Source organism: Oerskovia rustica (assembly GCF_014836555.1).
GTDB lineage: Bacteria > Actinomycetota > Actinomycetes > Actinomycetales > Cellulomonadaceae > Oerskovia > Oerskovia rustica.
The window spans coordinates 1-22,829 of the sequence record NZ_JACSQQ010000050.1; the positions used below are offsets into that span (position 1 = coordinate 1).

The 22,829-nt window shown below is 69.1% G+C and carries 28 protein-coding genes and 2 pseudogenes; 19 read left to right on the plus strand and 11 right to left on the minus strand.

Annotation, left to right across the window (positions count from 1 at the left end; genetic code table 11):
• The first annotated feature begins 252 nt into the window (after positions 1-252).
• The 11 genes and pseudogenes from rpsP to H9652_RS18360 all read left to right on the plus strand — a co-directional run bounded on the left by rpsP (position 253) and on the right by H9652_RS18360 (position 7,493).
• Positions 253-687, plus strand: a complete 435-nt coding sequence (rpsP, locus tag H9652_RS18310) for a 30S ribosomal protein S16 (protein ID WP_030150614.1) — start codon at positions 253-255, stop codon at positions 685-687.
• On the plus strand, positions 687-926 hold the full coding sequence (locus H9652_RS18315; RefSeq protein ID WP_030150613.1) for an RNA-binding protein: 240 nt from the start codon (positions 687-689) through the stop codon (positions 924-926). The genes rpsP and H9652_RS18315 overlap by 1 nt, the downstream gene beginning before the upstream one ends.
• 273 nt (positions 927-1,199) lie before the next feature.
• The gene (rimM, locus tag H9652_RS18320; protein WP_191798094.1) at positions 1,200-1,784 is read left to right on the plus strand and encodes a ribosome maturation factor RimM; all 585 of its coding nucleotides are present in this window, start codon (positions 1,200-1,202) and stop codon (positions 1,782-1,784) included.
• Between the two features lies 1 nt (position 1,785).
• Positions 1,786-2,613 (plus strand): tRNA (guanosine(37)-N1)-methyltransferase TrmD, encoded by an 828-nt coding sequence (gene trmD / locus H9652_RS18325; protein WP_191798096.1) that lies wholly within the window; start codon positions 1,786-1,788, stop codon positions 2,611-2,613.
• Between the two features lie 162 nt (positions 2,614-2,775).
• Positions 2,776-3,135 (plus strand): 50S ribosomal protein L19, encoded by a 360-nt coding sequence (gene rplS, locus H9652_RS18330; RefSeq protein WP_030150610.1) that lies wholly within the window; start codon positions 2,776-2,778, stop codon positions 3,133-3,135.
• A 236-nt stretch (positions 3,136-3,371) separates the two neighbouring features.
• The gene (gene lepB / locus H9652_RS18335) at positions 3,372-4,073 is read left to right on the plus strand and encodes a signal peptidase I (RefSeq protein WP_191798139.1); all 702 of its coding nucleotides are present in this window, start codon (positions 3,372-3,374) and stop codon (positions 4,071-4,073) included.
• Entirely contained in the window at positions 4,070-4,858 is a 789-nt protein-coding gene (locus H9652_RS18340; RefSeq protein ID WP_191798098.1) for a ribonuclease HII, read from the plus strand. The genes lepB and H9652_RS18340 overlap by 4 nt, the downstream gene beginning before the upstream one ends.
• Before the next feature lie 133 nt (positions 4,859-4,991).
• Entirely contained in the window at positions 4,992-5,291 is a 300-nt protein-coding gene (locus tag H9652_RS18345) for a DUF2469 domain-containing protein (protein ID WP_024840525.1), read from the plus strand.
• Positions 5,292-5,466: 175 nt separating this feature from the next.
• Complete coding sequence (locus H9652_RS18350) at positions 5,467-5,823, plus strand: YraN family protein (RefSeq protein ID WP_030150607.1); 357 nt, start codon at positions 5,467-5,469, stop codon at positions 5,821-5,823.
• Positions 5,823-6,083, plus strand: a pseudogene (locus H9652_RS18355) (magnesium chelatase domain-containing protein); the annotation flags it as partial. The gene H9652_RS18350 and the pseudogene H9652_RS18355, both read left to right, overlap by 1 nt.
• A gap of 24 nt (positions 6,084-6,107) precedes the next feature.
• Complete coding sequence (locus H9652_RS18360) at positions 6,108-7,493, plus strand: recombinase family protein (RefSeq protein WP_191798101.1); 1,386 nt, start codon at positions 6,108-6,110, stop codon at positions 7,491-7,493.
• A gap of 43 nt (positions 7,494-7,536) precedes the next feature.
• On the opposite strand, the gene H9652_RS18365 is transcribed toward H9652_RS18360, so the two are convergent.
• Entirely contained in the window at positions 7,537-7,881 is a 345-nt protein-coding gene (locus tag H9652_RS18365; RefSeq protein WP_191798103.1) for a hypothetical protein, read from the minus strand.
• A gap of 54 nt (positions 7,882-7,935) precedes the next feature.
• Between H9652_RS18365 and H9652_RS18370 the strand changes: the two genes are divergently transcribed.
• The 4 genes from H9652_RS18370 to H9652_RS18385 all read left to right on the plus strand — a co-directional run bounded on the left by H9652_RS18370 (position 7,936) and on the right by H9652_RS18385 (position 9,428).
• The gene (locus H9652_RS18370; protein WP_191798106.1) at positions 7,936-8,184 is read left to right on the plus strand and encodes a hypothetical protein; all 249 of its coding nucleotides are present in this window, start codon (positions 7,936-7,938) and stop codon (positions 8,182-8,184) included.
• Positions 8,185-8,290: 106 nt separating this feature from the next.
• Positions 8,291-8,548, plus strand: a complete 258-nt coding sequence (locus tag H9652_RS18375; RefSeq protein ID WP_191798109.1) for a helix-turn-helix domain-containing protein — start codon at positions 8,291-8,293, stop codon at positions 8,546-8,548.
• A 10-nt stretch (positions 8,549-8,558) separates the two neighbouring features.
• Complete coding sequence (locus H9652_RS18380) at positions 8,559-8,822, plus strand: hypothetical protein (protein WP_191798111.1); 264 nt, start codon at positions 8,559-8,561, stop codon at positions 8,820-8,822.
• Positions 8,823-8,906: 84 nt separating this feature from the next.
• On the plus strand, positions 8,907-9,428 hold the full coding sequence (locus tag H9652_RS18385; protein ID WP_191798113.1) for a hypothetical protein: 522 nt from the start codon (positions 8,907-8,909) through the stop codon (positions 9,426-9,428).
• Between the two features lie 95 nt (positions 9,429-9,523).
• Here the strand turns inward: H9652_RS18385 and H9652_RS18390 are convergent, their stop codons facing one another.
• The 9 genes from H9652_RS18390 to H9652_RS18430 form a co-directional block, all read right to left on the minus strand.
• Complete coding sequence (locus tag H9652_RS18390; RefSeq protein ID WP_318244268.1) at positions 9,524-12,589, minus strand: tape measure protein; 3,066 nt, start codon at positions 12,587-12,589, stop codon at positions 9,524-9,526.
• Positions 12,589-12,840: a hypothetical protein gene (locus H9652_RS18395; RefSeq protein WP_191798115.1), complete on the minus strand. Its 252-nt coding sequence runs from the start codon at positions 12,838-12,840 to the stop codon at positions 12,589-12,591. Before H9652_RS18395 ends, H9652_RS18390 begins: the two co-directional genes overlap by 1 nt.
• 210 nt (positions 12,841-13,050) lie before the next feature.
• Positions 13,051-13,242: a hypothetical protein gene (locus tag H9652_RS18400; RefSeq protein WP_191798118.1), complete on the minus strand. Its 192-nt coding sequence runs from the start codon at positions 13,240-13,242 to the stop codon at positions 13,051-13,053.
• 27 nt (positions 13,243-13,269) lie between these two features.
• The gene (locus H9652_RS18405) at positions 13,270-13,899 is read right to left on the minus strand and encodes a hypothetical protein (protein WP_191798120.1); all 630 of its coding nucleotides are present in this window, start codon (positions 13,897-13,899) and stop codon (positions 13,270-13,272) included.
• Complete coding sequence (locus tag H9652_RS18410; RefSeq protein ID WP_191798122.1) at positions 13,896-14,072, minus strand: hypothetical protein; 177 nt, start codon at positions 14,070-14,072, stop codon at positions 13,896-13,898. The genes H9652_RS18405 and H9652_RS18410 overlap by 4 nt, the downstream gene beginning before the upstream one ends.
• The gene (locus H9652_RS18415; RefSeq protein WP_191798124.1) at positions 14,069-14,371 is read right to left on the minus strand and encodes a hypothetical protein; all 303 of its coding nucleotides are present in this window, start codon (positions 14,369-14,371) and stop codon (positions 14,069-14,071) included. The genes H9652_RS18410 and H9652_RS18415 overlap by 4 nt, the downstream gene beginning before the upstream one ends.
• Before the next feature lie 199 nt (positions 14,372-14,570).
• A complete protein-coding gene (locus tag H9652_RS18420) occupies positions 14,571-15,512 on the minus strand; it encodes a helix-turn-helix domain-containing protein (protein ID WP_191798126.1) in 942 nt (313 codons plus the stop codon).
• Positions 15,513-15,674: 162 nt separating this feature from the next.
• Entirely contained in the window at positions 15,675-15,848 is a 174-nt protein-coding gene (locus H9652_RS18425) for a helix-turn-helix domain-containing protein (RefSeq protein ID WP_191798128.1), read from the minus strand.
• A 415-nt stretch (positions 15,849-16,263) separates the two neighbouring features.
• The gene (locus tag H9652_RS18430; protein WP_191798129.1) at positions 16,264-16,626 is read right to left on the minus strand and encodes a hypothetical protein; all 363 of its coding nucleotides are present in this window, start codon (positions 16,624-16,626) and stop codon (positions 16,264-16,266) included.
• 93 nt (positions 16,627-16,719) lie between these two features.
• Here H9652_RS18430 and H9652_RS18435 point away from each other — a divergent pair.
• The 3 genes and pseudogenes from H9652_RS18435 to H9652_RS18445 form a co-directional block, all read left to right on the plus strand.
• Positions 16,720-18,024, plus strand: a pseudogene (locus tag H9652_RS18435) (YifB family Mg chelatase-like AAA ATPase); the annotation flags it as partial.
• Positions 18,017-19,240: a DNA-processing protein DprA gene (gene dprA / locus H9652_RS18440; protein WP_191798133.1), complete on the plus strand. Its 1,224-nt coding sequence runs from the start codon at positions 18,017-18,019 to the stop codon at positions 19,238-19,240. The pseudogene H9652_RS18435 and the gene dprA, both read left to right, overlap by 8 nt.
• 17 nt (positions 19,241-19,257) lie before the next feature.
• Entirely contained in the window at positions 19,258-20,277 is a 1,020-nt protein-coding gene (locus H9652_RS18445; RefSeq protein WP_191798135.1) for a tyrosine recombinase XerC, read from the plus strand.
• A gap of 315 nt (positions 20,278-20,592) precedes the next feature.
• Here H9652_RS18445 and H9652_RS18450 read toward each other — a convergent pair whose 3' ends face one another.
• A complete protein-coding gene (locus tag H9652_RS18450; RefSeq protein WP_318244269.1) occupies positions 20,593-21,324 on the minus strand; it encodes a M23 family metallopeptidase in 732 nt (243 codons plus the stop codon).
• Between the two features lie 465 nt (positions 21,325-21,789).
• On the opposite strand from H9652_RS18450, the gene rpsB reads away from it, so the two are divergent.
• Positions 21,790-22,743, plus strand: a complete 954-nt coding sequence (gene rpsB / locus H9652_RS18455; protein WP_191798137.1) for a 30S ribosomal protein S2 — start codon at positions 21,790-21,792, stop codon at positions 22,741-22,743.
• Positions 22,744-22,829 lie beyond the last annotated feature (86 nt).

Genomic DNA, 22,829 nt, shown 5'->3' on the forward strand with positions numbered 1-22,829 from the left:
TGGCGCCGCTCTGAGACGTGCGTCGCCTTCGTCGACGGGCGGTGGGCGTGGTCGCGGAGGGCTCGTGGCGCCGCTCTCGCCGTCCCGTCGCGCGATGTTGGTCGGGGCGTGCCGGATCTGGCACAATAGCCGGGTACTCGGCGTGCCCGGCCCCTCTCTCCGCGCAACGCCGTGTCCCGACACCGTGCTCACCTGGTCCCCACCGGGAGGACGCACGGGTCACCTCACCCAGAACCAGGAGAGACCACCACAGTGGCCACCAAGATTCGTTTGAAGCGCCTCGGCAAGATCCGTGCGCCGTACTACCGTGTCGTCGTCGCGGACTCGCGCACCAAGCGTGACGGTCGCGTCATCGAGGAGATCGGCAAGTACCACCCGACCGAGGAGCCGTCGCTCATCGACATCTCCTCCGAGCGTGCGCAGTACTGGCTGAGCGTCGGCGCACAGCCGACCGAGCAGGTTCTCGTGCTCCTCAAGATCACGGGTGACTGGCAGAAGTTCAAGGGCCTGCCGGGTGCCGAGGGCACCCTGCGCGTCAAGGGCGAGAAGGTCGACCCGGCCGCCGCCATCGAGGCCGCCGCCAAGGACGCCGAGAAGGTCAAGGCGAAGGCTGCCGAGAAGAAGGCTGCTGCGCCGGTCGAGACCGAGTCCGCTGACGCGGCTGAGGCAGCCGAAGAGCAGGCCTGATGCTCGGCGAGGCGCTCGAGCACCTGGTGCGCGGCATCGTGGACAACCCGGACGCCGTCCGGGTCAACGCGAAGCCGCTGCGTCGGGGCGAGCTGCTCGAGGTCCGGGTCCACCCCGAGGACCTCGGTCGCGTCATCGGCCGCGGCGGGCGGACGGCCCGTGCCCTGCGCACGGTGATCGGAGCCCTGTCGGTCGACGGTCCGGTGCGTGTCGACGTCGTCGACGTCGACCGCCGCTGACGACGGCTGAGCGCAAGCCGAACCACAGCACGAACGTGACGGTCGGTCCGCCGACCGCACGCCGCCGAGGCCCGGGCCCCCTCCGGGGGGACCGGGCCTCGTCGTCTGCCCAACACCTGCCGCTGACCGCTCGGCGCCGTCTCGGCACCCGCCGACGGGGCGCGGTTAGGACGTGCGTCCGCGCCCCACGGGTGACACCGTGGGAGCTCCCGGTCGCGGGCTCCGGCACGACCCACGCACGACGAGCACGAACACGACGACAAGGAGCACACGATGCAGCTCACGGTGGCCCGTATCGGCCGCGCCCACGGACTGCGCGGCGAGGTCGCGCTGGACATGCGCACCGACAACCCCGAGGCGCGTCTCGTCGTCGGGTCCACGATCGACACCGAGCCCGCCGAGGCGGGACCGCTGACGATCGAGCGCGCGCGGCTGCACCAGGGCAAGTGGCTCGTGACGTTCGCGGGCGTGGCCGACCGCTCGGCGGCCGAGCGCATGCGTGGCATCACGCTCGTCGTCGAGGCCGACGTCTCCGACGAGGAGGACGCCTGGTACCCGCACGAGCTCGTGGGGCTGCGCGCCGAGCTCGAGGACGGCACGGTCGTGGGAGAGGTCCTGGGGCTCGAGCATCTCCCGGCGCACGACCTGCTCGTGCTCAAGGAGACCGACGGCACACGCACGCTCGTTCCGTTCGTGCACGCGATCGTGCCCGTCGTCGACGTGCCGGGCGGGCGGGTCGTGCTCGACCCGCCGGGTGGCCTCCTGGCGCGCGACGCCGACCTGCTCGAGGTCGCCGAGCCGACGCCGGGCTCCGGCGACGACGCGACCGACGACACGACCGACGGGACGAACGACTGACGTGCGCATCGACATCGTCTCGATCTTCCCGGAGTACCTCGCGGCCCTGGACCTCTCGCTCGTGGGCAAGGCGCGCGTCGCCGGTCTGCTCGACCTGCGCGTCCACGACCTGCGCGACTGGACCACCGACCGCCACCGGACGGTCGACGACACGCCCTTCGGCGGGGGAGCGGGCATGGTCATGCGCCCCGACGTCTGGGGGCAGGCCATCGACGAGCTGACCGCGACCGGACCCGCGCACCTGGTGGTGCCGACGCCGTCGGGCGCGACGTTCACCCAGCGCACCGCGGAAGCGCTGGCGACCGAGGACCAGCTCGTCTTCGCGTGCGGGCGCTACGAGGGGATCGACGCTCGCGTGGCCGAGCACTACCGCGCCGCCGGGCACCGCGTGAGCGAGCTCTCGATCGGCGACTACGTGCTCAACGGGGGGGAGGTCGCCTCGCTCGTCATGGTCGAGGCCGTCGCCCGCCTGCTGCCCGGGGTGATCGGCAACCCGGAGTCGCTCGTCGAGGAGTCCCACGGCGCGGCCGGCCTCCTGGAGTACCCCGTGTACACCAAGCCCCCCGTCTGGTCGGACCTCGAGGTGCCCGACGTGCTGCTCTCGGGGCACCACGCGAAGATCCGTCGCTGGCGCCGCGACCGGGCCCTCGAGAAGACCTCCGCCCGCCGACCCGACCTGATCGCGGCGCTCGACGCGAGCACCCTCGACAAGCACGACCGGGCGTTCCTCGCCTCGCTCGGCTGGGAGGTGCGCGGGGGAGCCCTGCACCGAGCCCCGGGCAGCGCCGAACCCGTCCCCGGAGCCACTGTCGGCGGTGTGGCAGAATAGACCCTTGGTGTGCGCCGGTCGGGCCTCTGCCACAGGGGAAGCCCACCGCACGTCCGCGTGCGCGACCGATCACATGCGAGCACCACCCACGTACTGAACCGGACCCACCTCGCGGTGGGCCACGAGAACGCGTCTGACCTGTGGCAGGGCGGGGAGAGATCAATGCACACGCTGGACAGCGTCGACGCAGCATCGCTGCGTAGCGACATCCCGGTCTTCCGGGCCGGAGACACCGTCAAGGTCAACGTCAAGGTCGTCGAGGGCAACCGCTCTCGTGTCCAGGCGTTCCAGGGCGTCGTCATCGGTCGCCAGGGTGGCGGCATCCGCGAGACCTTCACGGTCCGCAAGATCAGCTTCAGCGTCGGCGTGGAGCGTACCTTCCCGGTGCACTCCCCGACCCTCGAGTCGATCGAGCTCGTCACGCGCGGTGACGTCCGCCGCGCCAAGCTGTACTACCTGCGCAAGCTGCGCGGCAAGAAGGCGAAGATCAAGGAGAAGCGCGACGCGCTCCCCTCGAAGTGATCCGAGCCTGACCCCGCGTCAGCCTCGTCACGCGTCCACGGGCGGCCACCTCCAGGTGGCCGCCCGTCGGCGTTCCGGCGCCTGTCGGCCGGCCCGCGACGGCCGCTCCCGGTTTCGCCCGAGGGCCCGCGCAGTGGCACAGTGAGCGCGTGACAGACAGCGCCGCACAGGCAGCACCCCGCCCCGACCCCGCGCCCGGCGCGGCACCCACGACGGAGACGGACACGAGGAGCCAGATGGACGTAGGTTCGTCCCGTGCGCGGCCGGCGCCCCGGCGCGGCTCGCTGCTGCGCGAGACCGTCATCATCCTGCTCAGCGCGCTGGTGCTGTCCTGGCTGATCAAGACGTTCCTGGTGCAGGCGTTCTTCATCCCGAGCGCCTCGATGGAGGACACGCTCGTCGAGGGGGACCGCGTCATGGTCTCGCGCCTCGTCCCCGACGCGTTCGACGTGCACCGCGGCGACGTCGTCGTCTTCAAGGACCCGGGGAGCTGGCTCCCGCCGTACGTCGCGCCCGACCGTGGCCCCGTCGGCAACGCCGTGACGTCCGCCATGACGTTCGTCGGGCTGCTCCCGCAGGACACCGGGGAGCACCTCATCAAGCGGGTGATCGGGACACCGGGCGACCGGGTCGTGTGCTGCGACGCGCAGGGGCGTGTGAGCGTCAACGGCCAGCCGATCGACGAGACGTACATCAAGCCGGGTTCCGTCCCGAGCCAGGACCCTTTCGACGTGGTCGTCCCGGAGGGCATGCTGTTCGTCATGGGCGACAACCGGCAGCACTCGGCCGACTCGCGGTACAACACCGGCAAGCCGGGCGGCGGGTTCGTGCCGATCAGCAACGTCGTCGGGACGGCCTTCGTCAAGGTGTGGCCGCTCAGCGACCTCACGCTGATGCGCAACCCGGGCGACGTGTTCGCGGAGGTGCCGGAACCATGACGACCGACCTCGGTGCGCCGCTCGTCGCGGGCGAGCCGGAGACCGCGCCGGCCAGGCGCGCTCCGCGCAAGGCGCCGGTCAGGCGATCGACCGGGCCCAAGCCGCCGACGCTGCGCCACGAGCGCGCGATCCTCGACTCGGGCGCCCGGCTCGTCGCGGGCATGGACGAGGTGGGGCGGGGGGCCCTGGCGGGTCCGGTGAGCGTGGGCGTCGTCGTGGTGGACCTGAGCACGGGCACGTTCCCGAAGGGTCTGACCGACTCCAAGATGCTCACGCCTGCGGCCCGCGAGGCCATGCTGCCCGCGGTCCGTGACTGGGGGCTGGCGTGGGCCGTCGGGCATGCCGGACCGGCGGAGATCGACGCGCACGGCATCGTCGTGGCGCTGCGGCTCGCCGGGCGCCGGGCGCTGGCCCAGGTGCGGCGCTCGCTCGGCCCGGTCGACGCGGTCCTGCTCGACGGCAAGCACGACTGGCTGACCCGCCCGGGCGTCGACCTCTTCGAGGCGTTCGACCTCGACCCCGAGGACGACCTCGCCCTGCCGGACCCGGCCGTGCGCACGCTCGTCAAGGCCGACCTCCAGTGCGCGTCGGTCGCGGCCGCGAGCGTCCTGGCCAAGTGCGAGCGCGACGGCCTCATGACGGGCCTCGCCCGCCAGTACCCGGCGTACGGGTGGGACGGCAACAAGGGGTACGGCGCCGCGGTGCACGTCGAGGCACTCAAGGCTCACGGCCCGACGCCGCAGCACCGGCGGAGCTGGCGGCTCCCCGAGCGCGACGAGGCCTGAGCGCGCACCGCGCGGCGGGACCTGGGCGCGGCGGGACCTGGGCGCGGCTGGCCGGGGCGCGGCTGGCCTGGGCGCGGCGCGCGGCAGGACCGGCGATCCGGGGTTGTGGCACTCGATGGTCCATGATGGTGCAGTGAGCGCCGAAGACCTCGAGAACTATGAGACCGAGATGGAACTGGCCCTCTACCGCGAGTATCGCGATGTGGTGGGCCTGTTCTCCTACGTGGTCGAGACAGAGCGACGTTTCTACCTGGCGAACCAGGTGGACCTCCAGGTCAGGTCGGCCGCAGGCGAGGTGTACTTCGAGCTGCGGCTCGCCGACGCCTGGGTGTGGGACGTGTACCGCTCCGCGCGCTTCGTGAAGTCGGTGCGCGTGGTCACGTTCAAGGACGTCAACGTCGAGGAGCTGGCCAAGGCCGAGCTCCAGCTCTAGTCCTCGCTCCAGCAGCAGTCCTGTGGCCCCCCGATCCGGCCGGGCCGCAGGACTGTCGTGCTCCCGCCCGGCCGAGCCGTGCACAGGACCCGGTCGTGGGCACCTCTCCACAACCAACACCTGCGTGCTCCCACCAACGCCCCGAACGGGCCAGGGTGTGAGCCGGAGGTGGGACATGAGAGCGAAGGACGCTGTCGGGCGGTACGGGGAGAAGGTCGCTGCGACGTACCTGGTCGAGGCCGGATGGGTGGTCCTGGACCGCAACTGGCGGGGCACCCGGGGCGAGCTCGACCTGGTCGCCCGTGACGGTGACGTGCTGGTGGCGGTCGAGGTCAAGACCCGGCGAGGGACCGGCTTCGGGCACCCCGCCGAGGCCGTGACCCCGGACAAGCTGGCCCGGCTGCGTCGCCTGACCGGGGAGTGGGTCGCGACGCACCCGGTCCGCCCGGCGTCGATACGGATCGACGTCGTCGCGGTGGTCCTGCCCGCGGCCGGGGCCGCGCAGGTCGAGCACCTCGTCGGTGTCAGCTGATGTCGCTCGGGACGACGTTCGCGGTCTCGCTCGTCGGTCTCTCGGGTCACCTCGTGGAGGTGCAGGCCCACCTTGCCGCCTCGGTCCCGGGCTTCACGCTCGTCGGGCTCCCCGACGCCGCGCTCTCGGAGTCGAAGGACCGCGTCCGTGCCGCGATCGCCTCGTCGGGCATCGAGTGGCCCCAGCGCAAGATCACGGTCAACCTGTCCCCGGCCTCGCTGCCCAAGGCGGGATCGGGCTTCGACCTGTCAAGGGTTGTCAGACCACGTGTTTAGACTGATGGCATGAGAGCAGCCGTGTACGTGAGGATCAGCCGGGACCGCGAGGGCGCGGGCCTTGGGGTCGAGCGTCAAGAACAGGACTGCCGGGAACTGGCGGACCGCATCGGCTGGAACGTGGTCGACGTCTACGCAGACAACGACCTCTCTGCCTATTCAGGGAAGCCGAGACCGGCGTACCGACGAATGCTCGAGGACATCGGCGTCGGCAAGGTTGACGCCGTCGTGGCTTGGCACTCCGATCGACTGCATCGCAAGGTCGCCGAGCTCGAGGAGTTCGTCAGCATCTGCGAGGCCCACGGCACTGCCGTTCAGACTGTCCGCTCAGGGACCGTCGACCTTGCGACTGCGTCCGGCCGCATGGTCGCTCGCATGCTCGGCGCCGCATCCCAGCACGAGATCGACCACGCCAGGGAGCGCATGAAGCGCGCCAAGGCGCAGGCGGCCGCAGACGGCCGTTGGCGGGGCGGAAGGCGCCCCTTTGGGTATGAACCCGATGGAGTGACGGTACGGCCCTCAGAGGCCGCTCCGCTGCTCGAGGCGGCCCGAGGACTCGTGGCCGGGAGATCCCTCAACGCGCTCGCCCGCGATATGAACGACGCCGGAGTGACGACGGCCGAGGGTAAAGCCATCGACGGCAGCAACCTCCGCCGGCTCATCCAGCGCCCCCGCAATGCCGGACTCATCGACCAGCGAGGCGAGATCGTCGGGACCGCGTCATGGGACGCGATCATCCCCGAAGACGTCTGGCGAGCCGCGCTCGCCGTCCTCGCGGACCCCTCGCGCAAAACCACCACTGGTCCCGAGCGACGATGGCTCGGGTCTGGCCTCTACCTCTGCGGCGTATGTGGATCCACCCTCTACGTGTCTCTGTCCAACGGCGCAGCTCGCAGCTACCGATGCCCGAATCGCGCCCACGTCACGCGTGACCAACCCGCCGTTGACGCCTTCGTCCTCGAGATCGTCTCCGGCGTCCTGTCGCGGCCCGATATCGCCACTCTGTTCCACACGCCCGACGACGGCACTGGAAGCGCCGTACGGGACCAGCAAGAGGCCCTCAGGGCCCGCCTAGCCGCCTTCGAAGCTGACTACGCAGCGGGGCTCATCAACGGTCGACAGATGGCCGATGCGACGGCGAGAGTCAACGCCGAGCTTGACGCGCTTGGCGCTAAGGCCGCCGCACGGATGCGGAATACGGCACTGGGGGAGTTGGCCGATCAGACGAGCCCCGGAAATGCGTTCCTTACCGCCAGCCTTGAGCGGCAGCGCGCGATTGTCGATGCCCTCGCGACTGTCACCATCCGTCCCGGACGACGCGGTCGTCCCGCAGGATGGCGGCCCGGCCAGGGGTACACCGATCTGGAGACCGTGGAGGTCGCGCCTCGCGTTTGACCGCCAGTGACGGTGTCTCTACGGGTTGGCTCAGGCCTGGCCTTCAGATGGGCGGTCGGCGTCGGCGGTTGCGCGAGCGTTCTGTGCGCAGCATCGAGTCGGAAGGGGCGACTGCCGTGCGGTCGCGGAAGATCTCTACGCAGTGGTCGTCGAACTTGAGGAGCGACCCGACGCGGTGATGCGGGAGGCTCTTGGCGTTCTTCCGCACCCAGGACTCCGACACGTCGAGCTGCTCTGCGAACCAAGCTGGACCATGGAATGCCAGGGTGAGTCTCGTAGGTTCCTGGGTATCGCTCTCGCCGGTTTCCATGTCGGGCAGCGTTGCAGACTTGAAGACCCGATCAAAGCGCCAGTTCGCGGCACGATACCCGTTCGGGAACTTCAACATCCGTCTGGACACGGTAGGTGCGATTCTCTACAAAACCACCATATCCTTCACGCCATGACGCGAGCAGAGGCCCCCAAACAACACTTGACCGTCGTGGAACTGGCTGAGCGGTGGAAGCGCCGCCCTGAGTGGGTGCAGCAGAACGCCCGCTCGTTCTTCGGCTTCAAGATCGGCCGCGAGTGGCGGTTCGACCTGACCGACATCGAGTCGTACGAGGACCGCCGCAAGCGGGCCGATCCCATGGCGCCGACGGAGCTGTCTGCCAAGCGACAGGCCGCCAAGGACGCGGGGAGGGGTTGGTGACCGAGCGCAATGCGGCTTGGCATCTGATATGCCCATTCGGGCGCAAATATGCCCATTTGGATACGACGGTTGTCAGATGCCGGATGCGTCACCTATCTTCCCGCCTATGACAGAAGCGCAGAACATCCCAGAGGCGCCGTTCGACCGCGCTGAAGCTGCCCGGCGGCTTGGCGTGAAGGAGTCATGGCTCCGGGACCACCGCAACGACATCCCGTTCGTGCGCATGGGCCGGTTCATCCGGTACACGCAAGAGTGCCTCGACGCATACCTGGACCGCCAGACCGTCGACATGCGCACAAAGCACCGGCCCCTGCCGCGGAGGATGACTCCGACGGAGATGAGGCGGGCCGGACTGATCCCCTAGACTCGAACACATGTTCGATCCCCCCCTGCCCGTGAACTCAGAGATGCCGCCCAAGGTTCCCCTCAAGCCCCAGGGCAACCGGCCCGTCATCGCACACATGCTGTGGCTCGACCGTGAGGAGTTCACACCAGGCCGAGCGATCCGCTGGACCTCTACGCACGTCATGGTGTCCTGGCTCGCCGACCCCGCAGACCCGCGCTCCGAGCTCTCCTGCTGGTTCCGTGCCGACGACGTCTCCACACACCTCCCGAAGAGGATGCGTCAGACCGGGTGAACTGTGGCGCAGGCACTATCCGGTCCTCTGACGAGCGCAATAGGGTGGCCCCGGCCGATGACGTCCCCGAGCGATGGAGCAGATATGGCAAGCGTAAAGAAGGACCACGATGAGTTCCGGGCAATCAGTGGGAGAATCCGCGCCACGTCTCCACTGCTAGATCGGTACATCGACCTGGGTGAAGTGCCGACGTGGTACGACTATGCACTGAGTGACATCGCGTTGCTTGTGAGCGCGGACGAGATTCGACACGTCGACTCCGAGTTCACAGCCGACGACACCCAGAGCAATGCCCAGAGTGCCCGCATCGTGATCTTCACGGACACGCTCATCATCGACGTGATTGGCTCGTTCGATGGAAAGATCCACGAGCGCACCGTTACCGCCCGCAAGCGAGTTGTCACCTCGCTTGGAGTCCAGGCTGGCGACAAGGCTACCGGCAACGACGAGGGTGCTCGCATCTGGCCGGGCCGGCTGAAGATTCGCTTTCAGCTTGCAACCGGTGAGGTGTACTCCTTGCCCTTGACGACCGAATCAACGTTCGAGACGAGGGCTAGCCTGCTCGCCCTCCTCTCCGCGCTTCGCGAGGACTTGGCTCGCGGCTGACCAGAACTCAGTCCCGCCCTCTGATCAGAGGGCGGGACTGAGTTCTGGTCAGAGCGGAGGCTCCGGAATAGGGGCCTCCCCATACACGATGTACGTCAACGCCGCACCCCCCTCAGCCTTGCCTCAGTGATGCTGCGACGGTTCATGGCCTCAAGCTCACGGATGGCCTCATGCTCATCACGGACGATGAGCTGATTGACCAGCGGCCCGCCACCAAGGCCGGCCTTCAACGCCGCAGACTCGTCCGGGTCAAGGACAGCCTCAGGGCGGCCCGACAAGTTCAGCGCCATGCCCCCATCGGGAACCCAGCCACCCTTGTCGTGCGTGCCCTTCCCGCGCCCGAGGACGCCACCATTTTTGTAACCCCAGTGCACGTGGTGAAAGTGCATCGACCGTGTCGGCTCCGGGTACATGAAGTTGCGCCCCTTGTACACCTGCGCCCCATTAGCCGGGGAATAGATGATCTCCTTCGAGTCCGGGTAGTTCGCCTTGATCCAGTTAAACGCCGCCATCGACGGCGAAATGTCGATCGCACGACCAGCGCCGTGCATAGACGGCGTACCCACCGCAGTAATCGCACCCGGACGGAACGCACTGTTCAGACGCACACCAGGAACACCAGCAGACACAAGCTGGAACATGCGCTGCCAACCAAGACCGCCCCCAGCAGGATTCCAACCAGGACCAGACGACGCATCAGCAGTAGCCTTCGCCGACACCATCGCCTTCACCTTGTCCGCGAGACCACCAGCAAACTTCACCGGCAGCTCCGTCAAGATCTTCACGAAGTCACCCTTGACGCCAACCTTCGACATCAACGGGTTGATGATCCCGTCCACGACCGCGCGCTTGATAGCACCCAGCGGGTCCTTCATCACCTCGAGACCCATACCGGCCGCATCCCAGATGCCCTTACCGACACCCTTGACCGTGTCCCACGCGTCACCGAAGAAGTCCCACACGCCACCGCCGGCGAACGCCAACGACTGCCCGCCACGAGCTGCGGCGTTGAGCCGGGCAACCCCGGCCGCACCACCGACAGCGCGCGTGAACTCCGGGCGCATGATCGCCTCACCACCACTGAGCGCCAGGCGCCCACCAGTCGGGGAGTAGAACTGGTGCACGTCACGACCCGGCGTGTACCCAGGCAGGACACCACCACTGGCGAACTTCACCAGCGACGCCTTGGGGAGCGCGAGACTGTCCAGTCCGACCGCGCCCGAGATCTTGTTCCACCACTCACGGATCCCGTCGTTGTACACGGTCCCGAGGATGAAGTTCACCGGCTTAGCGGCAATCTCCTTCAACGCATCCCACGCCCGACCGATGACGTCACGGACCGACTCGAAAGCCACCCCGATCAACGCAACACCAGCCTTGAACGGCTCGAACACGTTCGAGTTGATCCACGACCAAGCGGTCGACAAACCCGACTTCACGGCCTCGAACGCACCCACCGCGAGATCCCGGTAGATGCCGAACGCGATACCAAGGACGTCCAGCCACCACTTAATCGGATCAAACACGTAGGTCTTAATCCAGTTCCACACAACCTGAATCGCGGACTGGATCCCCTTCCAAACGTTGCCGATGATGATCCCAGCGGCCTGGAAAGCCATGCCGAACCAGTCGATCACGGCCTTAATCGCAGGCCACGCCGTGCCAGTCCACCACGAAGCAACCGCAGAAATCGCCGACTGAATACCAGACCACGCGGCCTGAACAATCTTCTTACCCGTCTCCGTCTGCGTGAAGAACCACACCAGAGCCGTCACTAGGGCTGTGATGGCAAGAATGATCAGACCAATAGGGTTCGCATGGATTACGGCATTGAACGCCGCCTGAACAGCCGTCGCCGCCGTCGTGATGGCTTTCCATACCGTCACCGCAGTCGTGTACGCCTTGTAGGCGACGACCATCGCGGTGATGCCCACGACTAGCGGAAGCAGGTAGTCCTTGTTCCGCATGATCCAACCAGCCGTCGCCTGCAACGCAGGGATAACCGTGCCAGTCACATAGTCAAACGCGGCACGGGCAGCAAGGCCCAGGCGCTCAAGCACGCCAGCGAACCCGGACGACGTAACGTCGGACCCGCCATCCTGGAACGCGGCGACGAACGCCGTGATGCCGCCCTTGACCTCGTTGAACACCGTGATGGCCGTGTCGCGCATGTTCAGCAGGAACGTGACAACGCCCGAGTCCTCGTCCATGTTGAACGTCTCACGGAACTTCGTCGTGAAGTCGCCCTTGATGACAAGGTCAAACAGGCTAGTCAGGATGTCCTTAGCGGTGTTGATCGCGTTCCCGAACCACTCACCAGCACGTTCCGCGACCGGCCCCAAGTTGTCCAAGAACCCGGTGATGCCCGTGAAGCCGTCCTTGAACATCGGGAACACGCCCGACAGGAACGACTCACCCGCACGCGACAGCGACGCCATCATGTTCTTCATCGCGCCCTGCGTCGTGTCACCAGACGCCAACGCCGCCCCGCCAAGACCCTTCTCCATGGCATTGCGGAACGTGTCGAAGTCAACCTCGCCCTTCGACGCCATGTCCGCAGCAGCCTCAGCCGTCACGCCCATCTCGTTCGCGAGGAACTGCAAGATCGGGATGCCCTGATCGCCAAGTTGCGCGATCACGTCACCCTGAATCTTGTTCGACGCCCCGACCTTGTTGAAGATCGTGCCCATGCTGCCCATGTCGGTACCGGCGATCGTCGCCGCATCCGCCACCAACTTCAGGGTCCGCTCGAGATCCGCACCCGGCTTCACGCCGGCCGCCACGGCGCCAGCAGCGGTAGTCGCCGCCTCACCCATCCCGAACGCGGTCCCCTTCACCGACGCGAGGGCGTTGTCCATGATCTTCGAGACGTCACCGGCCGAGTTGCCCAGGCCCCTCAGCTTCGCCTCAGCGTTCTCCACCGACAGGGCGCGATCCAGGCCGCCCTTGATCGCGAGGCCCGCAGCGATACCAACCCCCGCGAGGGCAGCACCGCCGATGACCTTCCCCATGCCCTTGACCCAGCCGCCGCCAGTCCTCTGGCCGGCAGACTCAACCTCGCTCTGGACCTCAGACGAACCCAGTTCCTTGCCGATGGTCTTCCCGGCACCACGCAGTGAGGGAACGAGGGACAGATATGCCTCTGCTAGTTCGACAGCCACTAGGCGGCACCCCCCTTGCGACGTGCCCGGCGCTCGCGCAGTTCATCCAGTGGCGTGCCTGCCGCGGCATCAGGGGTCTCAAGCGCCCCGATATCGCGCAGAACGTCTTGAAGCCGCGCAGACAACGTCGCCGTCTCTCGCGCAGACGTAGTGACGTCCAAGGTCTCGCCAAGCCTGTCGCGCAAAGCGCGCAGCGACTGCAAGCGATCACCTGAGACGAGGACTTCCTTGATGGATTGGCCTTCAGCCATGTCCACTCCTCTCGGTAGGCCCTCGAGCGCACAGGCGGCAGGAAGGCACGAAAAAACCGCCTGCGACCCGTGAGGGGTCGAGGCGGCTAGCGGGAATTGAGCGGGGGCGTGTGTGTCTCAGACGCCCCCGCTTGGTGGTGTGGAGCTCGGGGGGGTATCGCAGCACCTAGGGTTTGCGTTTGTGCCCCCGGGGGAGGGGGGGGCGGGTGGCTAGTTGGGAACGGCGGGGAGTCCGTTCACGGAGATGAGGCGTCCGCGGTTGTCGTACTGGTAGACGGGCTGGTCGCCGTCGATGGGGTATCCGTTGTGGTCGACTCGGGGTCGCTGTGCCTGCTTGGCTGCGATGGCTCGTTCGATGCGCGCTGAGGTGCCGAGGAGTTCTTCGGGGATGCCGTTGTTCATGGTTGCTCCTTGCTTGGTTGGTTAGGGTCAGCCGGCGATGCGGGTGAGTGCGGCGATGATCTGCGCTGCGGTTGCGGTGCGCCCGCCGTCGGGTGACATGAGGTCGTTGACGGACAGCGCGGCCGTGGTGTCGTAGGGCAGGCTTTCGGTGACCCACTCTTCGAGGGCTGCGGCCTCGGTCGCTGCGGTGATGGCTGCGAGGAGCGGTGCTGCGGCTTCGGCGATCTTGGCGCGTGCCTTATCGGTTGCGGTCGCGTACTTCGGGTCTTCGCGGGCTGTGTCTCGGGCTTCCCAGGCTTCGTCGAAGACGATGCTCTTGGCCTGGGTCATGGCCGCCTGGGTTGCTTCGGCGTTCTCCTTGGCGATGCGCAATGCGTCGACGTGGGCTGTTGCGTTGATGGGCTTGCCCTGGCGGGCTGCGTCGGCGTTGGCCTGTGCGTCGGCGTCCTGCGCTTCCTTGAGCTTCGCGGCGTAGTTGTCGCGGTAGTCGGCGAGGGTTTCCTCTGCGGCTTCGAGGCGGGCGGTGATCTCGTCGTGTTCGGTGAGGAGCTTGGCGAGGGGGCCGGGGAGTGACTTGAGGGGCGGCCGGTTGTAGGGAAGCCAGGCGCTTCCCATGTTGGCTTCGCTGCGTCGGATGCGGGTGGTTGTGGTGGTCACTGGTGGTTCTCCTTGGTGTAGGGGATGAGGTCGCCGAGGGCGTTGGTGCGGTAGACGGTGACGCCCTTTAGTGCGGCGAGGCGGAGCAGGTTGTCGATGTCGAGGCCGGCGTATGGGCCGTCGTGGAAGGTTGCTCGGCGTCGTGTCAGGCGGTCGCGCGTGGGGTCGCTCATCGGGGGTCCTCCTTCGTCCAGGGCAGGGCGTCGCCGATTGCGCGTTCGAGGATGTCGGCGCCATCTACGGTGTTGGTCGCTGCGCGCTCGAGCACTGCGCGGGCTCGCGGCTTGCCGATCGCGTCCACGGTGCTTTCGGCGAGGTTCAGTGCGAGCGCGATGGCGAGCAGGCGGAGTCCGTCTGGTTCGTTCTCTGCCTGTCGGAGGATGCGCGTCTGGGCCTTTGTGTCGCGGTCGAGCACTGCGAGCGCTAGGCGCGCGGCGCGGTGCTGGTCAACGGGCCTCGGTCGGTGGATCATCGGATCTCATTCGTGGCGGCCTTGGAGGTACCATCACGTCGGGCCCTTTGCGCGTCCCTGAACTGGTCAAGATGCCGGTGAAGATCGCGGACTGCTTCCGTGTCCATTCGTGATGCCCGTCGGCCGAGTCCGTGCAGTCGGTTGCCCAGTTCCAGACGCGCAGCTTCTGCCGTCGGATCGAAGTTGTCAGGGGTCAGTGTCATGTCGTGGCTCCCTTGCTCGTTGGTGCGTTGTACTCGCGGTTGCACTCGGGGCAGATGAAATCGTTCGCTGAGGACTCGCTTCCCCAGATCAGGCCGACCTTGCAGTGCGGGCAGCCATAATTTGTGGTGTGGCGGTCACGGTGGTCCTGGAACGTGTCGAGGAGATCTTCGTCGAAGGCGTTGATGAACGCTGTGAACTTGGCTCCCCAGGACGTGGAGCGTGGAGCTCTTGAGCAGGTGCAGTAGTGCATTCCCGTGAAGTCTTCGATGACGGACTGAGCGTCGAGGCCCGCTGCCTGGATCGCCTCGAGTTGGTGTGGCCAAGGCTTCCAAGCAGCGGACAACGGCTGGAGTAGGTGCTCCCAGTTGGAATCACTACTCGCGCCCCGACGCTCGTCGGGGGACTGTCTTTCATGATGTTCAGGATCTGGTGTAGGGACCTGGTGGGGGGACACTGGGTGTACCCCTTGCAGTGCAACCGATGTACCCCTTGACGCAACGGATGTACCCCATGGATCCGCCTGGGTGCTCACTGGTGCGCCCCACACGTCACCCCTTGGGCTCTCCGGCGGGAGGTCTTCGGGCGATCCGCCGCGAGATTCCGAGTCACCCAGGCCATAGCCGGGGCTACTAGGGGAGCTAACGCCAGGGCTAGCAGTGCTCGATGCAGGGCTCGGGAGCGTGAGGCTGTAGACGTTCGCTGAGCCGCGCACTCGCTGGCTCTCCGTGCAGACGAGGAAGCCGCGCGCCTCTAGTGCCTTGACGGCGCTCTTGATCGTCCGGGGGTCGAGGCCGGTGTCGGCGCGGAGCTTGTCCCAACCGGGGTGCGCCCTCGTGCCGTCGGCGTTCGCGTAGGTCTGGAGCGTCATCAGCACCATGTACTGCTGAGGGGTGAGCCCTGCGCCGCGTAGGGCCTTCTGGTATTCGAACTTGTTCACGCATGGCCTCCTTGGCCGTGGGAAGTTTGGTACTCGTAGTCGATTACTTGCGTCGGCCACCGAGAATGACGGCGATGCGGGCTCGGCGGGTGTCGTCGAGGGTGGGCCAGCCGTCGATGATCTGGCGTGCTCTGCTGGGGTTGCGCGTGGTCATGGTGGGACTCATGCGGCGGCTCTGGCTGGCTTGATAAGGGCATACAGGTCAGTGGGGTCGATACGGAGGAGCTTGGGGCCGATGCGATAGGCCGGCAGGACGCCGTCCTCGATGTACCTGTAGACGGTGGATGGTTGGCAGCCAAGTCGTTCGGCCGATTCGGACACGGAGAGCAGTGACATGGAGTTTCCTTTCGTGTGCGTTTGTCTAGATCGGATTTCTTCCAACACCACTGGGAGTCAGCCTTCGCCGCGGTCCTTGTCGTTACGCCGTGTCCGCCGAGTCCGTGGGGGTCGGTCACTGTCGCGCATTGCGCAATGGGGGTCTTGCCGCTGTGGAGTTGTCAATCGCGGGCTGTTTCTTCCCGCACCTCCCATTCTTCCATGCTGCACTGACATTCTTATGCGCTGATCTGTTGAATGGGTGGAGGCAGTATCGGGGGGTTGGCCCGTTGCGCGGTGCTCTGCCTCGAGGCCCCCAGGCATGCATACGTGACCTCCCTCCGCCGGGATTCTTAGACGGCCTTATATGCCGTTACATCACGCGGTGGCGTGGACGCTGCGGCGCACGACAGGGGCCGGATGACGAACGTGGCGCTCACGCTGGGTCGCCGACGGGTCGCGTGTGCTTTGCCAAGATCGCCGCGCACTGCGCAATCTCTGCTGCGTAGACCCGAAGCGCCTCGGGGGTGTCGATCTCCATGATCTGCGGCATGAGCGCCCCCAGCGCCGCGTAGACCGTCCAGCCTGTGCCTTGCGCGTACTCACACATCTCGGCAAGCTCGAGTCCGGTCTCTCCGATGAAGGTGCTGAACTCGACCGTCCATGCCCCGTTGCACTGCTCGTCAAACTCACTCTTCGTCGCCCATGACGGGCGGGCGGGCGGAGTCGGGATGTCACGTACTGCTGAGTTGCCGCTCTCTCCTGCTGAGAGCTCGCGGCTAGTACCGTTGATGCTCATGGTTCCAGTCCTCCTAAGGCTGGTTCCAAGGCCCCTGTCAGGTGCGCCAACACCTGGCGGGGGCCGCTTATGGTGTTCTAGCAGTGTCGCGAGTCACCCTTCGACCTCGCCATCGCGGTCGCGATGCTCGCCGGGGCCCGCAAGATCTCCGTCGGGGACCCCGAGCGTGTCGTGCACATCGGCGAGCTCGGGCTCGACGGACGGCTCCAGCCCGTGCGAGGGGTGCTCCCCGCGGTCGCCGCCGCCGTCGCTGCCGGGCTGCGCGACGTCGTCGTGCCCGTGCAGGACGCGGACGAGGCCCGGCTCGTCCCCGGGGCCCGGGTCGTCGGTGTCGCGAGCCTGGCCGAGATCGCCGCCCTGTACGGCGCCGAGGTGCCGGGCATCACGACACCGACGCCCGCGGCGCGCCCGACCCGCACCGCCGGGCCGCGTCGAGCCGCGGGGGACCTGCGCGACGTCCTGGGACAGGAGCAGGCACGTCGTGCGCTCGAGGTCGCGGCCGCAGGCGGTCACCACCTGCTCCTCGTCGGACCGCCCGGGGCGGGCAAGACCATGCTCGCCTCCCGGATCACCGGCATCCTGCCGGACCTCGACGAGTCCGAGGCGGTCGAGGTCACGGCGGTGCACTCGATCGCGGGGGTCTTCGACCCGGGACAGGGGCTGATCCGCCGCCCGCCCTACGAGGACCCGCACCACACCGCGACCCCGGCCTCGATCGTCGGCGGCGGCAGCGGGCTGCCACGACCCGGCGCCGCGTCCCGCGCGCACCGCGGCGTCCTGTTCCTCGACGAGGCGCCCGAGTTCGGGTCGCGGGTCCTGCAGACCTTGCGACAGCCGCTCGAGCACGGCGAGCTCGTGATCCACCGCGCGGCCGGGTCCGCGCGCTACCCGGCCCGCTTCCAGCTCGTGCTGGCCGCCAACCCGTGCCCGTGCGGTCTCGGGATCGGCAAGGGGCTCGAGTGCTCGTGCAGCCCGCTGGTCCGGCGACGGTACTTCGCCCGGTTGTCGGGCCCGCTGCTCGACCGCGTCGACGTCCAGGTCGAGGTGCGTCCGGTGTCGCGCGTCGACCGGGCGGGAGGGGCCGACATGGAGTCGAGCGCGACCGTCGCGGCGCGCGTGGCGGCTGCTCGCGCGGCCGCCAGGACCAGGCTCGCGGGGACCCCGTGGGGCACGAACGCCGAGGTGCCCGGCACCTGGCTGCGCGAGCGTCTCGGGCCGGACCCCGGGCTGCTCGCAGGCATCGACACGGCCCTCGACCGCGGCACCCTCTCGCTGCGCGGCGCCGACCGGGTCCTCCGGCTCGCCTGGACCGTGGCCGACCTGGCCGGTCGTGCCGCACCGAACGCAGGAGACGTGGGGCAGGGGCTCGCTCTCCGGACGCGAGGACACCATGGCTGAGCCCGGGCCGGCGTTCGACGTCGACGACCCCGTGCTCGCACGCGCGGCCTGGAGCCGGATCGCCGAACCGGGGGACCAGGTCGCCGGCGCGCTCGTCACGCACCTCGGCGCCGGGGACGCCCTGGCGTGGCTCTACGACGCCGCGACGGGCACGAGCCCCGTGGTGCCGCGACGGCTCGAGCAGCACCCGGAACGACCGTCGGTCGGCCGCGTGCAGCGGGCCGTGGAACGGTGGCGTGGTCGCCTCGCGACCCTCGACCCCGGTCGCGAGCTGCGCGCCCTCGACCGGCTTGGTGGTGCACTCCTGGTGCCCGGGGACCCGCGGTGGCCGACGGCGGTCGACGACCTGGGTGACGCAGCGCCCCTCGCGCTGTGGGTCCGAGGCGAGACCGACCTCGGGGACCTTGCCCGGCGGTCGGTCGCCCTCGTGGGCGCTCGCGCGTGCACCGAGTACGGCCGCCACGTCGCGGCCGACCTCGCCTCGGGACTGGTCGACCGTCGCTTCACGATCGTCTCCGGCGGCGCGTACGGGATCGACGCCGCGGCGCACCGGGGGGCGATCGCAGCGCGCGGCCGCACGGTCGCATTCCTCGCGGGAGGCGTCGATCGCCTCTACCCGGCCGGCAACACCGACCTCCTGCAGGCCGTACTGGACGAGGGGAGCATCGTCAGCGAGGTGCCGCCGGGATCCGTCCCGAGCAGGGTCCGCTTCCTGCAGCGCAACCGTCTCATCGCCGCCTTCTCCCGGGCGACGGTCGTCGTCGAGGCGGCCTGGCGCTCGGGGGCCCTGAGCACCGCGACGCACGCGAGCGCGCTGCTGCGGCCTGTCGGGGCCGTGCCCGGGCCCGTGACCTCGATGGCCTCGGGCGGGTGCCACCAGCTCCTGCGCGAGGCGAAGGCCGTGTGCGTGACCGACGCCGACGAGGCCGCGGAGCTGGCCGGGGACGTCGGGACGGACGCACCGACCCCGCGGGCCGGGCGCCCCGCACCCCAGGACGACCTCGACGAGCTGGGCAGGAGGCTGTGGGACGCCCTGCCGTTGCGTGCGCACGCAGCCGTGGACTCGGTCGCCCGCGCGGCCGGGCTCGGGCTCGACGAGACGCTCGGGGGCCTCGGTCACCTCGAGCTCGCAGGTCTCGCGGAGCAGTCCGGCGGCAGGTGGCGTCAGGCGGCCCGGCCACCACAGCGCGTGGGTTCCACCGTGCGGAGGGGGTGAGCAGCGACACTGGGACCATGAGCGACACCCAGCGGCACGGCACCGGTGGCGACAGCGGCGCGAACGGGAGCGGTCGCACCGGCACGGAGCCCGGCCTGGCCGACGGCTCGACCCCGAAGGAGGCGCCTCTTCCGCCCGCGCTGGCCGTGGCCGTCGCCGAGTTCGAGCTGCACCTCGACGTCCAGCGAGGACTGTCGGCCCACACTGTGCGCGCCTACACGGGCGACGTCCGGTCGCTGCTGGCGCGCGCGGTGGCGACGGGTGTGCGAAGCCTGGACGACGTCGACATCGCGGTCCTGCGCGACTGGCTCGCCGACCTCGGTGCTCGTGACCTCGCGCGCACCACGATGGCGCGGCGCGGCGCGGCCGCCCGCGCCTTCTTCGCCTGGACGACGAGCACCGGGCGCACGACGCACAACCCGGCGCTGCGCCTCGCGAGCCCCAAGGTCGCCCGTCACCTGCCGACCGTTCTCGCCGTCGACGCCGCCACCCATCTCATGGAGACCGCGCGCGACGCGGCCGCGGACGGCGCCCCGGCGCGCCTGCGCGAGTGGGTCGCGGTCGAGGTGCTCTACGCCTCGGGCCTGCGCGTCGCCGAGCTCGTCGGCACCGACGTCGACGACGTGGACCTGGGGGAGCGGACGCTACGTGTGGTCGGCAAGGGCGACAAGGAACGGGTCGTGCCGTTCGGCGTTCCCGCGGGGCGCGCGCTCCGCCGCTGGCTCGACGTAGGGAGGCCGGCCCTGGTGGTCGCGGACTCCGGGCCTGCACTGCTCCTCGGCGACCGCGGCCGCCGGTGGGGGCAGCGACAGGCACGCGAGACGGTGCACCGTCTCGCGGCCCTGGCCGGCGTCGACGACGTCGCGCCGCACGACCTGCGGCACAGCGCGGCGACCCACCTGCTCCAGGGAGGCTCCGACCTGCGCAGCGTCCAGGAGGTGCTGGGCCACGCCACGCTCTCCACCACCCAGCGCTACACGCACGTCAGCGCCGACCGCCTGAGGGCCTCGTTCGAGCAGGCCTTCCCACGGGCATGATGTGTGCGACCGCCGGGACATGGAACCTTCGGGCCCCGAGAAGGTGCCCGTGCCGTTCGCACGACCTCGGGCCGGCGAGATGCGGCCAAAGGGGGTCGGGACGGCGCACGACCCCCCGATGGCCTCGTCTCGCGGTGAGCGAGGCTCTGCGTGGACGAGGATCTGCGCGACTCTGCGCGGTGCGGCACCGACCGGCCTCCGGGAGGGACCCGCGGGCGTGAGCGGCGGGGATACGGGGGCGCCGGGCCAGCCTGTCGGGATCACGCGGCACCGGGCCGCACCACGTCGACGACCTGTACCGGGGCCGGACGCCGCTCAGCGCAGCGGGAGCAGCACGATCGGTTCGCGTGGCCCGAGCAGCGCGAGGGGGTCGACGTACGTGTCGTCGCGGCGCACGCCCCAGTGCAGGCACGACTCCGGCAGACAGTGTCCGGCCGCCGCGGGACCGGCCCCGGCGGAGCCGTCGGCCCCGTCGCCCGTGACCTGGACCGTCCCCACGACCTGCCCGCGGCCGACCCTCGTCCCCACGGCGACCGAGCCGTCGACCGGTTCCAGCGAGCTGCGCAGGCCGCCGTCGTGCAGGACGACCAGGACCCCACGGTCCACCACGGTCCCGGCGAACGTCACGACCCCGTCCTCGGGGGCCACGACGGCGCTCGCGGGCGGAACCTCGAGGTCGACCCCGCGGTGCCCGGCCAGCCAGTCCTGGTCGGGCGGAAGGAACCCGCGGAGCACCACGAGGTCGCCGGGGACCGGTGACGTCCATCCCGCCTCGCCCGGAGTCTCGCCCTCGGCGCCTCGGGCAGGAGGCCCGGCGACCACGGTGACCACGGTGACCACCAGGCCGGCGAGGACCAGCGCCGCCCCCGGCGCGCGCAGGAGCGCGCCGGCCCGCACCCTTGTCGGCCCGCCGCCCCGCGCACCCGTCCTCTCTCCTGCCGGCTCGGGCGCCGCGCGCGGGGGGCCGTGGAGCGGACCCACGCGACGGCGTCGGGCGCGGCGCGAGGCCGAGGCGGACTGAGGCGAGGACCAACGGGACGTGAGCACGGTCCGAGCCTCGCGCAGACCGGGCACGGCGCGAGGGGCCGCCTCCCAGGCCTGTGGAGGAGACCCCGTCCGCCCGGCCTGTGCACGGGTCTGGCTGCGGCCCGCGATCAGGTAGACTTAACGCCGCGATCGGCACGTTCACTCGGACGGGCTCACGGCACTCCCGACGGTCACCCCAGAGGTCACCGGACGGACACCGCGAACCCCCCGCTGCGCGCCGTCGACTTCGCGCGTCACGTCTCCGACTCCCGACCTCTCCAGGTCGCCGTCAGGGGCCATCCCGACAACGGTCCGGACCCTCGTTCGCCAGGGCCCGGCGTCGGACCATGGTGTGGCGCCAGGGGTGCAGGGCCAATCCCGGCCGGCACCGACAACCGGAATGCACCGACCGGACGCACTGCGACCGGTCGGACGAATGAGCGTGAGCAGCGGGAGGATCCCGCGTCACGCCTGAAAGGAAGTGCCATGGCCGTCGTGACCATGCGCCAGCTCCTCGACAGCGGAGTCCACTTCGGACACCAGACCCGCCGCTGGAACCCGAAGATGAAGCGCTTCATCTTCACGGAGCGCAACGGCATCTACATCGTCGACCTGCAGCAGTCGCTGTCCTACATCGACCGCGCGTACGAGTTCGTCAAGGAGACCGTCGCCCACGGTGGCACGATCCTCTTCGTCGGCACGAAGAAGCAGGCGCAGGAGCCCGTCGCCGAGCAGGCCGCTCGTGTCGGCATGCCCTACGTGAACCACCGCTGGCTCGGTGGCATGCTCACCAACTTCACCACGGTGCACAAGCGTCTGCAGCGTATGAAGGAGCTCGAGGAGATCGACTTCGACGACGTCGCAGGCTCCGGGCTCACCAAGAAGGAGCTGCTCGTCCTCCGCCGCGAGAAGGACAAGCTGACCCGCACCCTGGGCGGCATCCGCGACATGGCGAAGGTCCCCTCCGCCGTGTGGATCGTCGACACCAACAAGGAGCACCTGGCCGTCGACGAGGCGCGCAAGCTGCACATCCCGATCGTCGCGATCCTCGACACCAACTGCGACCCCGACGTCGTCGACTACAAGATCCCGGGCAACGACGACGCGATCCGCGCCGTCACGCTGCTGACCCGCGTGATCGCCGACGCCGCCGCAGAGGGCCTGCTCCAGCGCCACTCGGGCCGCACGGGCGCCGAGGCCGGCTCCGCCACCGAGGCAGAGCCCCTCGCCGAGTGGGAGCGCGAGCTCCTCGCCGGTGCCGAGGCCGAGGCTGCCGTGGAGACCGCGGCCGCTGCTGAGGTCGTCGCCGAGGCCGCTGCCGAGACGGCAGTCGAGGCCGAGGTCGTGGCCGAGGCTGCTGCCGAGGTCGCCGTCGAGGCCGAGGTCGAGGCTGAGGCTGCCGTCGAGGCCGCCGCCGAAGAGGCCGACGAGTCCAAGTGACGACGTGGGGCGCGCCCGGCCCCCGAGCTCGAGCTCGACCGTGAGTCCGTCGGCCGTCGCGGACAGGACCGGGTCGACCACGAGAG